An 11,244-nucleotide genomic window follows, 5' to 3' on the forward strand; every position below is an offset into this window, starting at 1 on the left:
TGACCGCCTATGCGTTCGACTTTGAATGCTATCTTCTTTCGTTCAACTTATATAGGTATGAAAAAGGCAGTCAATCTTTATAGACTAACTGCTTGTCAAAACACTATTTAGTTATTACCACTATTTGCTTTTTACTCACAATTTCTGTGCAGAACACATTAAATGTTCCAGATGGCTCCCAGAGTCCAGATACAACGATTAATTTATCTCTATTGTTATATAGGCTATTTTTAATAGCATTAAACAGTGCCATATCTACAAATTGCAATATAAACTCATATTTTTGTGAACTTGGAGCAACAAGATGGAGTTCCATTTTCGTAGAATTATAAAAAGCACCGCTCTTTACTTTGGATTCAATAACTCTATTACCGAAAACTCCTTTTGGGTACATGTACTCGCTTCGATCATCTAATAGCATTTGCCCAATGACAAAGTTATTATAACTATGTGAACACGGATATGATTTGCACATATCATATATTTGTCTAGTAGTTCTTAATGGTTTTGAGTCTGATTCTCCAGTTTTATGCGGATCAGGAGATTTCTTTTTTAATACAGACTTGCTAGGTACTCTCATTGCTTCAAGAACGTTCTCAAAATCAAAAGCATTTTCATCAAACTTATGCGAGTTGAAATTATTTGAAGCTTCAAAATTACATCCCTTACGATGAGGGTACGCTTTTCGTGTAGCACTAAAATAGGCAGAAGATACACCATCTACACCAAACATATACTATGTGCGTCACAATTAGGATTAGGACAGTAATAACGTTTGTTCTTATCCTCCTTTAAAGCGTCTTTAGCGTAGAGTTCTTTTGTTCTTCCTTTATCTTTGTAGACATACATTGCCATATTGCCACCTCCTAAAAGTTGGGGTTCCAATTATATTCTATCGTTTCTTCACGTTTGCGTTTAAGATGAGAGTCTACGAACCTATTGCGAATTGGAAATTTCATATCAATGTCATATTGAATTTGAGCAATAAAATTATTGTTGTTTGGAAATAAGGTTCTGTCTTTTCCTCTACGAACTTCTTTTTTGTATAGAACCAAGTAAATTATATCTGCTTCCATTTTTCCACTTTTTACTTTATTTGATGAAAATCCATGATTTTCTAAAGCCTTTATTCGGCTAATGATTTCCTCAACTGCTTCTCGTACATGACGGGGTCTTGTTGCTCTTTTAAGATAAGCAACAGCTTTAAACCTTTTCTTATCTTCCAAACTAATATCTTCGATTTCTGTTAAACGATAGTCGTCGGTTTCTATATCTGGGTAATAACGAAAAGAATCCTCAAATTCATTTCTATCTTCGTCATTGATTGGAAACATCAATACATTTTTGCTGTCTACTACATGTTGCCATGCTTTTCCCATATCAATTATGCCATTTGTTAAGTCACTAACTGCAGAACAATCGATTGAGAAAAAAGATTTCGCAACTTTAGAAGAATGAAAAGAAATCATTATAGTATCTTTTGTAGATAATTTTCTTAGATGAAATATCCTTTCCGCAGCATACAAACCAAGAAAAACTCTTGAATCAATATCTAAATCTATGCCTGTGAATTCAACATTTACATGTTCTCTTTTTTCTTCCTGATTGTTAACTTCTAGTTGAAATATTTTATCACAGGTCGTTAGCAACGTTGAGATAGATAGCCTCTCAAAAAACAGTGAGGTATCTTCGTGGACAGAATCATTTCCATATACTTCATTATAAGAAATATCTTCTTCACATAAGTAGCTAAACCAAGCTAGTATAATAGCAGTTACTCCATCGTATAGTTGCAACATCGAATCTTTGAAATCATATACCGTGGATTCTTGTTGTAAGTGCTGTGCTCCTTTTCTATAAGAAAACACCATCTTTGTGCCATTTGCTTTTACACCACCGTGAGATATTGCATTACGGATATTTGAATCTGCTAAATCCGTAATTTTTTGATATCCTCTTTTTGAACTGGCTAAACATTCAATTTGTGGGGTTAAATTTTTTTGAAATAGATTACTCCCCTCGGTTACACTTTGAAATTCAATAAATAGTTTCAAAGTGTTACTGAACGCTGTATTCAGTAGGTCATTATAGATATTAATGCTGAAAATCTTTGCTTTAAGTTCTTCATTACCTTTAAATCTATTCATCATCATAATTCTTTCTTCTAAATCTAATATGCTTTGATAAGCATAAACTAAGAGGTGGAAATTTGATAGTAGGGTCGAAGACATGACTTCATTTCCTACTTTATCCTCAATTTCTCGAATTTTATCCTTAGAAAAAGAAAATATCTCTTCGTCCCAATGTTTCATTTGAGGATTTTTAAGATACTTATATAAAATTGGGTGATAGATTGATGGTAAAAATTCTGCTCTAGAAAAGAGAGCTATAAAAGTTTTCTTTACATCTTCCAGTCCTGTTTCTTTATTCGCTTCCCACCAATTAATATAATCACTCGCTTGCATTTATTCCACCTCAGCCTTTTATTTAATTATGCTTTCCACAAAGTATATATCTCAAAGAAATCAGGACAAATTATTTCTTATCCTGTGCTTTTTTTACAGTGCTTTTGTTATTTAAAAGAAATGGCTGATTGCAGGAACCTGATAGCACACAATAGCTTGATTGATGAAACAGAAAGAAACGTGATTAAGACCTACTATAATATTATCTTAAAGCAGATCTCAAGCGTATTTAATTAATTGCAAAAAAAAACGAAGATCTCTGGCAGCTTAGTCGCGTTTGAGATCTTCGATATTAGGGCAGGTAAATGTGGCTCGAATTGGCTATTCTCTAGTGAGCGACACACAGCACTCCACATGTGCCGTATGCGGGAACATATCGACCGGATGCACCCAAGCGAGGCGGTAGCCGCTGCCGATCTGTACCTGGCAGTCCTTGGCCAAGGTGGCCGGGGCTGCACGACACGTACACGATCCTTGCTGGACGGGCTTGCGCTAGCGCCTGCAGCAGCGGGCGTTCGCAGCCGGTACGCGGCGGGTCGACGACAACGATGTCAGGCCGGATGCCGCGCTTGACCCACTCGGGCAGCAGCTGCTCGGCGCGGCCCTCGAAGAAGCGCGCGTTCTCGATGCCGCTTGCGCGCGCATTGTCCCGGGCATCCTGCACCGCCTCGGGAATGATCTCGATGCTCTGCTAGACTCGTAAGCTTTGCGAATGCTAAAAACGGAGCTGGTATGAACGTGCACGCATCTGAATTCCACGTCATTGACTACTAGATAGATATTTCGAAATGAATGTTCCTGATGAGTTATAGGTAGGTATTGTTGCACAATCGCCTATCGAGCGAGGCTGTGAACGAGATTTGACAACTTAATTCTTGCTAATCGTGTGACTGCGGATGCAGGGTATGGGAGTGAAGAGCTCAAGCTTGAATCTCATATGTAATTACAGCTATATCAATGACTAGAGGAGCAGGACTCTATATAAAAAACATATAAAAACTTTCGAAGGTTTAATTTGGAAGCGGATGACTTGCTTTGTTCCTCCAGCTCCCGCATACGGAGGCGCACTTCCTGAAAATCGAACAACCGCGAAGCAAAGTATTCAAATGTCGGGTTCCCATAGTCGGTTAAGCCTAAAGACGATAGATGAGTAAGCGCTTGCAGGGCTAACCGGCGTATTCTCTGTTCAATCGCACGCACGTCCTTTTGCAGATTTGCCTCAGGCTGCTGACGGCTGCATATCGCCACTTGTTCGTAGATGGTTTTGAGCGGCGGCAAGTCCGGCAGTATACTTTGCTCTTGCTCCTGCTCTTTCAGCCATTTCATAATACGGATGAGGTCAGAAGTGCCCGCTTCGCCAGCAATTCCTAATTGCAGCAATAAGGAGCGGGCTTGTTGTTCGATTGATCTTTCCTTTTGGAGGATCATTCCTGCCTTGATATCCGCGGTTCCGGATACCTCTAGCAAACTAAGCGAGTTACGGATCGTCTGCACGGATTTCTCCAACAACAGGTGTTCGGATACACGCCGCAGCACCGCCAGAACTTCCAAGCGATTGATTGGTTTCTGTATAAAGGTATCGACTCCTTGCTGATAAGCTTCGCCGATCATCTCCTTGTTCTCCACTTGGGAGATCATGATAAATCTGCCACCGTAATTTTCTTCGCGCAGCGCTTTGACGGTCTCAATCCCGTCGCGGCCCGGCATTAACAGATCAATGATCACGACGTCCGCATCTTGAACATCTATCACAGACGCGCAAGATCCGTCTCCCGCTTCACCGACTACCTCGCCAAGACCACTTTCGTTTACGATGCGCGATAACATTTTGCGGACGGCATGGTCGTCTTCAACCAGATAAAATTTCAGCATGTTCGACACCCTCTCTCTCAGTTAAACGTTCCACAGAAATTCGGATTTCAAAGCTTGTGCATCCAGGACTGCTGCAAACGCTAATGTCTCCACCAAGCAAACGAACGATATCCGCAGCGTGCGAAAGACCGATGCCTGTTGACGAGTTTCCTTCGGCATCGAATTTGGTCGTAAATCCGGGATGAAAAATCAATTCCAGCTCATCGGCCAATATGCCCGGACCGTTGTCCGTGACAGTGAACAAGATAGAATCATCGTGGAGATCAACCTGCATCTGGATCTGACCTTGGTGTGGAATCGCTTCTACAGCATTAGACACGATGTTGTTTAGTACGGAGAGAAGCGGATAAATTTCGTTGGTTGAAAGATTGATGTCGCATCTCGCATCGATTTCGACGTTTTTTCCGAGCAGCAAGCTGTAATTCGTATTGGCACGCTTCACCATTGCACATAGATCTGAAACGGTTATGCGCTTCGACAGCATCCGTTCCTGTTGGATGATCTTAAATAAACCCGATAAAATCCGTTCCGAATCCTTTTTGATTTCATGCACATGTTCCGCAATATGGAGAGCCTGTGCCGCGTCCGGGTACGACTGGTTTTTGAGTGATTTGTATAACCAGTAGCTTTCACGTGTAATTTCTTCAATATGAGACATGGACTTCCGAAGATAAAAGGCCTCTTCAAACAAATCCGCATTAATCATCATTAAACGCTCTAATTCCAACCGCCTCTGCTCTCCCAGCGCCCGAACCTGACGAATCGCCAGCATATTGCACAGTCCTACGGCAAAGAAACTGCGGAGCAAACCAACGAGAACGATTAACATCACCTCTTGAGACGTCACGTGTGACGCTTCGCCAGAAGCCATACGAATCAGCAATTCCGCTCCATTGGATGCCATATCCGCAAACGCGCCAAAAAATGCGACTTTCAAGTGATATTCAACATTCGTTTTAATTTTAAGCAGTGAGATGACAAAAGCGAACGTGACATAATAGAAAAATACAGGCATATGCTGAACAAACCCTTCGTGCAAAGGGATACCGTGCAGCAACCCACCCATCGCAATCCGGAACAACACGACGAATATTCCCGCGGAAATGCCTGTCCCAAGCACGGGAACAGAAAACCATAACATCCCGAAAAAAAACGCCATAATACCGAGCGAAAACCGAAAATCTCCGCCGAACGGGGTAATTTTCACTTCTCCGAGCAGTCCCGTCGACAATAGAATCATAATCCAAATGAACAGTCTATGGTCCCGCATGCCGATTTGCGCGCTCCTTTCCGCTCATGATGCCCCCCAGCCCTCCTTCTTATCGTACCGGAAGAGGGGCATTTTGTCGCGCAAAAACAACCATTTTCAGGAATGTTTATTTTCAAGCTTGCGCGAAGCGATCGAGAGCAAATAATTGATCGCAAAATAAAGCAGAGCGGCAAATAGAAACGTCGGAATGACGTAATTGATATTATGTCCGTTGATGATCTGCACATGGTTCATCAATTCCGGCAGAGCAATGACAACCGCTAAAGACGTGTCTTTCAGCAGCGAGATGAATTGGCTCACCATTGGCGGCACCATGCGGCGCAATGCAATCGGAAGCACGATATGTCTAAGTGTCTGCATAGCCGTTAATCCGGAAGAACGACCTGCTTCAATGAGGCCCTTCTCGACTGAGTTCAGTCCGCCCCGAACAATCTCGGAGATCATGGCTGACTCGAAGATGACAAGCGCAATCACCGCCGCAGTAAATTTATCAAGCTTGATACCGATCTCCGGCAGGGCAAAGTAGGTAAAAAAGATAATCAAGAGAAGCGGCAGGTTGCGGATGGTCTCTACCATAATTGCGAATAACTTGCCCAGCACAGGCACTTTTGCGTACCGGACCGTACCCACGAGCACGCTGATTATAAAGCTGATCGCAATGGATATAAGGGCAACCTCGATTGTAATAAGAAACCCGTTTAGCAAAAACTGCATATTTACAGGGGACAATGCTCCGATAAAATCCACTACGCCTCAACTCCTTTTACGTTCTGAGACCTCTGTTCCAAGTGGCGGATGCCGAAACTAAGCGGAATCGTCAAGATCAAGTAGAACAGTGCGGCAAAAATGTATGTGCTGAACGTGTCAAATGTATCTGAATTAATTAAATCGGCTTGATACATTAAGTCCGATGCCGATAATATCGTAAATATGGAAGAATTTTTTACCAGGTTCAAAAACTGGTTGCCTAACGGCGGAATAACCAATTTGACGGCCTGCGGTATGATGACGTGCCGCATAGCTTGAATATAGGTTAATCCGGAAGAACGGGCCGCTTCCATCTGTCCTTTGGGAACTGCCTGAATTCCGGCGCGGATCGCTTCCGCAATAAAGGCGGAAGTGTACACAGTCAAGGCGGTCAGGCCGGATACAAACGGCACAAGAACAGCGCCCGTCAAGAGCGGAAGTCCGACCAGAACAAAAAATGCGATCAGCATGAGCGGAATATTGCGGAAAAACTCGACATAGGCGGTGCCGATCCATTGAAGTGGCTTAACGGGGGTAATGCGGAACACCGCAATGATTGCGCCGAGAATAAAGCTCGCAATGAGAGAAATAACGCTTGCTGCGACGGTCCCCCCCAATCCGATCAAGTAACGGTCGAGATGCTCAGTAAGGACCGAAAAATGGATAAACATATTTTTACCCTCCCTAGATTCGTTAGCTTCGTTAATAAGAAAAGAGGAGACGAGCGGCCAGCGCTTATCCCCTCGGCATCTGCGTTTAGATCGGTTTTTTGCCGATCCATTTCTCATAAATTTGAGCGTATTCGCCGCTGTCCTTTAGCTCTTTTAATGTATCGTTGAGCAATTCCGCAAACTCTTTATCGCCTTTTCGGATTCCGATGCCATAAGGCTCTTCTGTGAAAGTCTCATCTAGGACGCGAAAGTTATTGTCTTGCTGCGCCATTCCGTAAAGCAGGGCATTATCTGTCGTCAATGCGGAGCCTTGGCCCGCTTTTAATGCCGTAAACGCCTCGGCATAGTTTTCAAATTCCAGAATTTGCGCGTCAGGTGCCGCCTCGCGAACGTTTTTTGCAGATGTTGAACCTTTTGCGGTCAGCACTTTTGAATCCTTCGTCAAATCTTTGATGGAGTTGAGCGGGCTGTCAGCGGGTACAAGCAGCGATTGGCCTGCCGTAAAATAAACGTCCGAGAAATCGATCTCTTTTTTCCGTTCTTCCGAAATTGTCATTGTCGCAACGATCATATCGATGTCACCGTTTTTAAGCATTGGAATTCGCGTTTTTGACGTAACCTCCATGAACTCAATTGCATTTTCGTCCCCGAGTACTTTCTTCGCGACCTGCTTCGCGATGTCGATGTCCAAGCCCTGCACTTGTCCGGTAGCCGGATCCTTTAGTCCGAACAGATTCAGATCATACTTCACGCCCGCAATGACTTTCCCTTGCTTTTTAATCTTGGCAATCGTTCCCTCGTCTTCGGAAGCCTGTTTTACACACCCTGATAAAGCGCTTACAAATAATGCAACGGCTAATGATATACCGATTACTTTACTCCAACGTTTCATGCAGAACTCTCCTTTTTTATTAGTGCGTGATCAAAAGCGAACTTATTGAACAACCTCTATTAGTGGTTCAATATCCGACTGAGGAACATCTGGGCCCGCTCTTCACGCGGGTTAGTAAAAAATTGTGCCGGTTCCGCCTCTTCAATAATTCTCCCTTGATCCATAAATACGACACGGTCCGCCACTTCTTTGGCAAAGCCCATCTCGTGAGTGACGACAACCATCGTCATTCCCTCCCGCGCCAGCGTTCTCATGACATCCAGCACTTCTCCGATGGTTTCCGGGTCCAGTGCCGAAGTAGGCTCATCGAACAGCATAATTTTAGGCTTCATCGCCAGCCCCCGCGCGATGGCGACGCGCTGCTGCTGGCCACCGGACAACTGAGACGGGAAAGCATCCGCTTTATCGGCGATGCCTACTTTCTCAAGGTACAACATCGCCGCCTGTTCCGCTTCCTGTTTAGACATTGCGGCTACTTGCGTGGGAGCAAGAGTAATGTTTTGCAGCACCGTTTTATGGGGGTACAAGTTGAAATGTTGGAACACCATCCCGATATTCCGACGCAATCGATTGATGTCGGTGGACTTGTCATTTACTCGTACGCCGTCTACTATCAACTCGCCGTCCGTAACCAGCTCCAATCGGTTAATACAGCGAACCATCGTGCTTTTTCCGGAACCGCTCGGTCCGATAACGACTACAACTTCACCTTGCTTAATCGATAAGTTAATATCCTTCAGCACATGGAAATTGCCGTAATGTTTATTGATCTGATGGAAATGAATCATTGCTTTCCCCCTTTTCGTTAGGATTAAAGATGTGATTACACCAAGTTAATAGGGAAACAACGAAAAACTACATAATCCGACAGAATTGAATATTAAAAATTTTAGGGAACGAACAAAAAACTTCGTCTGTTAATATAGCCAAACTTTTAAATTGCGGAACCAATAAAGATGGGATTACATTTATACAAGTAGCACCCGGACACATAGGCGGGCTCACATGCATCTTGTTCGATGACGCAAGCCCCCCGCCCAGTTCAAAACCACTACCGAAGGGCTATCATCAATAGTTACAACGTATATAGGCTGCTTATAATCCAAGTGTGAAAGTAAAGGTTGCGCCATCATTCTCCTTACTGTCGGCGTAAATTTTACCGCCAAGCCTGTCGATGATAGCTTTGGCTATAGGCAGTCCCAAACCATAACCGCCGTTCTCCTGTGTTCTTGCAGGGTCAACCCTGTAAAAACGGTCAAACAGCTTTGACAGATTTTTTTTTGGTATGCCTTTGCCGCTGTTTTTTATTGAAAAGGCAAGCTGATGCCTTGTTTTTTTCAGTGTAATGTTAATACGGCCTTTTTTCTCCGTATACTTTATCGCGTTATCCATCAGGATAGTAATGACCTGTTTGATTTTTTCGCAGTCGCTTTTTATAATAATATTCGATTCCACCTCTTGTAAAAGCGTAATGTCCTTTTCAAACGCCACGGCTTCCATTGATAATAGGACATCACTCACAATTTCGCTGATATCAAAAGGGGTGTCAAGCATTTTGATGTTTGTGTCCTCTGTCTTAGCCAGATATAAAAGATCGTTTACAAGCTTGCCCATTCTGTCGGTTTGATTCTTTATATAATCAAGCCATTTTTTCTGGCTCTTGATGGTTTCTCCTTCGTTTGCAAGAAGGGCATCGGAATTGGCATTTATAATGGCAAGAGGTGTTTTCAGTTCATGGGAGACATCTGCAATGAATTGTTTTTGCTTTTCCCAAGTCTCGGCAATAGGCGCAATCGACCGGCTGGCAAAGAAAAGACTGATTGCAAATATTACAAAAAGCATGATAATACCTACAAAAAACAATGTAGTAAACAGTTCCATCAATGTTTTGTGGGAATCCGTTATATCTAAAAATGTAATCTGAACATTTTCTCCATTCGAATTTATTATGAGTTTTTTTCCGTGTTCACGAGTTACAAGGGTGCCATTCAAAGGAGATATTTTATATTGCCACCGTTTATTTTCAAGAGATATGATGGTATTCTTTTTCCCACTTAGGGCAAGTTCGGCTGCTTTAAAATATGTTTCCTCCGGCATATCAATATGTGAGATTACTTTAAGAATCTCGCAATCTGAATTTACAAGCATATTGAAAGAAAGGGAAGATTCAGAAGGGATTATACCTATGATTATCTTTTCTTTTTTTGTATCGTCCGGTAAGTTAAGATAGGCTGCGTTTGGTTTGGAAGATAACAATTCCAGTTTGTTTTGGTTTTCGGTTTGTATGTTGTTATAGGTTGTAAGATAAATAACGGCAAAGGCGCCAATCATCACTACAGAAATAATTGACATATTCAGTATAAGAAGTCGGTTGCGCAGTTTTTTAAACATAGGTTTTCCCATCTTTTGACGTTTTTAATACATACCCTGCACCTCTCACTGTTTGAATACGAACCGTAGATTTTAAATGGCTAAATTTTTTACGTAAAAAAGAGATATACACCTCCACATGGTTATCCTCCGCATCGGTTTTGTAACCCCAAAGCTTCTCAATAATGGAATCCTTGGAAACAATAATACCTTTTCGACTGATTAATAGCTCTAACAATTGGCTTTCTTTTAAGGTCAGCTTAAAGTCTTTGTTCCCACAGTTGAGGTTTAAAGTGTGCGGATCGAGTTCAATGTCTCCATATAGTAAAATGCTATCGTGTATCATTTCATTTTTTCTGCGACCCAAGGCACGCAATCGAGCCAGCAGTTCCTCAGTCTGAAATGGCTTTGCCAAATAATCATCAGCTCCACTGTCAAGACCTTCTACCTTATCTTCGGTTTCCCCCTTTGCCGTCAGCAGTATCACCGGAGTTTGAATGCCGTTATTGCGCAATTCTTTCAGTACGATGATGCCGTCCATTTTAGGCAGCATAATATCGAGAATGATAATATCATAAATACCGGAAAGGCCACAGTCTAAGCCATATTCCCCGTCAAACGCTAAATCAATACTATAATTATTTTTCTTCAGGATTTGCTCTATGGCTTCGGCCATATATTTTTCATCTTCAACCATTAAAATTCGCACGTGCATGCCCCCTATAACATAAGCATAAGCGTTGATATAATCCAATCCGCAACAAATTGGCTGTCACACCAATTTGTTGCGGATACTCTCTGGTTGCCGCTTTAACAAATGCTTATTTCATTTTTACAGGCATGCCTTCGGGAGCATTTTCACTCCATGTCTGACCTCCGTCAGTAGAGTAAAGCTTTACACCGTTTTCCGACTTTATCATTACCCTTGTTTTAATTCCATCTTTTGATTCGAAGTCG

The 11,244-nt window shown here is 42.5% G+C and carries 12 protein-coding genes; 1 reads left to right on the forward strand and 11 read right to left on the reverse strand.

The features are described 5' to 3' along the window. Nucleotides 1-103: 103 nt before the first annotated feature. The 3 genes from LQV63_RS29365 to LQV63_RS29370 are packed head-to-tail and all read right to left on the reverse strand — an operon-like array spanning nucleotide 104 to nucleotide 2,465. Nucleotides 104-733 (reverse strand): hypothetical protein, encoded by a 630-nt coding sequence (locus LQV63_RS29365; RefSeq protein ID WP_233699363.1) that lies wholly within the window; start codon nucleotides 731-733, stop codon nucleotides 104-106. Further along, nucleotides 721-855: a hypothetical protein gene (locus LQV63_RS31610; protein ID WP_267934251.1), complete on the reverse strand. Its 135-nt coding sequence runs from the start codon at nucleotides 853-855 to the stop codon at nucleotides 721-723. The genes LQV63_RS29365 and LQV63_RS31610 overlap by 13 nt, the downstream gene beginning before the upstream one ends. Nucleotides 856-866: 11 nt before the next feature. Beyond that, nucleotides 867-2,465: a hypothetical protein gene (locus LQV63_RS29370; protein WP_233699364.1), complete on the reverse strand. Its 1,599-nt coding sequence runs from the start codon at nucleotides 2,463-2,465 to the stop codon at nucleotides 867-869. A gap of 384 nt (nucleotides 2,466-2,849) precedes the next feature. On the opposite strand from LQV63_RS29370, the gene LQV63_RS31900 reads away from it, so the two are divergent. After that, the gene (locus LQV63_RS31900; protein WP_325175937.1) at nucleotides 2,850-3,038 is read left to right on the forward strand and encodes a hypothetical protein; all 189 of its coding nucleotides are present in this window, start codon (nucleotides 2,850-2,852) and stop codon (nucleotides 3,036-3,038) included. 381 nt (nucleotides 3,039-3,419) lie between these two features. Here the strand turns inward: LQV63_RS31900 and LQV63_RS29380 are convergent, their stop codons facing one another. The 8 genes from LQV63_RS29380 to LQV63_RS29415 form a co-directional block, all read right to left on the reverse strand. Continuing rightward, nucleotides 3,420-4,337 carry a response regulator gene (locus LQV63_RS29380; protein WP_233699365.1) on the reverse strand — a complete coding sequence of 306 codons (918 nt, stop codon included), beginning with the start codon at nucleotides 4,335-4,337 and terminating at the stop codon, nucleotides 3,420-3,422. After that, complete coding sequence (locus tag LQV63_RS29385) at nucleotides 4,315-5,607, reverse strand: sensor histidine kinase (protein WP_233699366.1); 1,293 nt, start codon at nucleotides 5,605-5,607, stop codon at nucleotides 4,315-4,317. Before LQV63_RS29385 ends, LQV63_RS29380 begins: the two co-directional genes overlap by 23 nt. 96 nt (nucleotides 5,608-5,703) lie before the next feature. Further along, nucleotides 5,704-6,354, reverse strand: coding sequence for an amino acid ABC transporter permease (locus LQV63_RS29390; protein ID WP_233699367.1), 651 nt, complete (start codon nucleotides 6,352-6,354; stop codon nucleotides 5,704-5,706). Further along, nucleotides 6,354-7,025 (reverse strand): amino acid ABC transporter permease, encoded by a 672-nt coding sequence (locus LQV63_RS29395; RefSeq protein WP_233699368.1) that lies wholly within the window; start codon nucleotides 7,023-7,025, stop codon nucleotides 6,354-6,356. The genes LQV63_RS29390 and LQV63_RS29395 overlap by 1 nt, the downstream gene beginning before the upstream one ends. 85 nt (nucleotides 7,026-7,110) lie before the next feature. After that, complete coding sequence (locus LQV63_RS29400) at nucleotides 7,111-7,917, reverse strand: transporter substrate-binding domain-containing protein (RefSeq protein ID WP_233699369.1); 807 nt, start codon at nucleotides 7,915-7,917, stop codon at nucleotides 7,111-7,113. 59 nt (nucleotides 7,918-7,976) lie between these two features. Then, the gene (locus tag LQV63_RS29405; RefSeq protein WP_233699370.1) at nucleotides 7,977-8,705 is read right to left on the reverse strand and encodes an amino acid ABC transporter ATP-binding protein; all 729 of its coding nucleotides are present in this window, start codon (nucleotides 8,703-8,705) and stop codon (nucleotides 7,977-7,979) included. Nucleotides 8,706-9,012: 307 nt separating this feature from the next. Next, nucleotides 9,013-10,308 (reverse strand): sensor histidine kinase, encoded by a 1,296-nt coding sequence (locus LQV63_RS29410; RefSeq protein ID WP_233699371.1) that lies wholly within the window; start codon nucleotides 10,306-10,308, stop codon nucleotides 9,013-9,015. Beyond that, entirely contained in the window at nucleotides 10,301-10,996 is a 696-nt protein-coding gene (locus LQV63_RS29415) for a response regulator transcription factor (protein WP_019424386.1), read from the reverse strand. Before LQV63_RS29415 ends, LQV63_RS29410 begins: the two co-directional genes overlap by 8 nt. Nucleotides 10,997-11,244 lie beyond the last annotated feature (248 nt).

Source organism: Paenibacillus profundus (assembly GCF_021369635.1).
In the GTDB taxonomy this organism is placed as follows: Bacteria; Bacillota; Bacilli; order Paenibacillales; family Paenibacillaceae; genus Paenibacillus_B; species Paenibacillus_B profundus.

Coding starts and splice junctions, on each gene's coding strand:
- LQV63_RS31610 (WP_267934251.1), bottom strand. CDS start 855: ATGGCAATGTATGTCTACAAAGATAAAGGAAGAACAAAAGAACTCTAC.
- LQV63_RS29410 (WP_233699371.1), bottom strand. CDS start 10,308: ATGTTTAAAAAACTGCGCAACCGACTTCTTATACTGAATATGTCAATT.
- LQV63_RS29380 (WP_233699365.1), bottom strand. CDS start 4,337: ATGCTGAAATTTTATCTGGTTGAAGACGACCATGCCGTCCGCAAAATG.
- LQV63_RS31900 (WP_325175937.1), top strand. CDS start 2,850: ATGCACCCAAGCGAGGCGGTAGCCGCTGCCGATCTGTACCTGGCAGTC.
- LQV63_RS29370 (WP_233699364.1), bottom strand. CDS start 2,465: ATGCAAGCGAGTGATTATATTAATTGGTGGGAAGCGAATAAAGAAACA.
- LQV63_RS29400 (WP_233699369.1), bottom strand. CDS start 7,917: ATGAAACGTTGGAGTAAAGTAATCGGTATATCATTAGCCGTTGCATTA.
- LQV63_RS29395 (WP_233699368.1), bottom strand. CDS start 7,025: ATGTTTATCCATTTTTCGGTCCTTACTGAGCATCTCGACCGTTACTTG.
- LQV63_RS29385 (WP_233699366.1), bottom strand. CDS start 5,607: ATGCGGGACCATAGACTGTTCATTTGGATTATGATTCTATTGTCGACG.
- LQV63_RS29405 (WP_233699370.1), bottom strand. CDS start 8,705: ATGATTCATTTCCATCAGATCAATAAACATTACGGCAATTTCCATGTG.
- LQV63_RS29365 (WP_233699363.1), bottom strand. CDS start 733: ATGTTTGGTGTAGATGGTGTATCTTCTGCCTATTTTAGTGCTACACGA.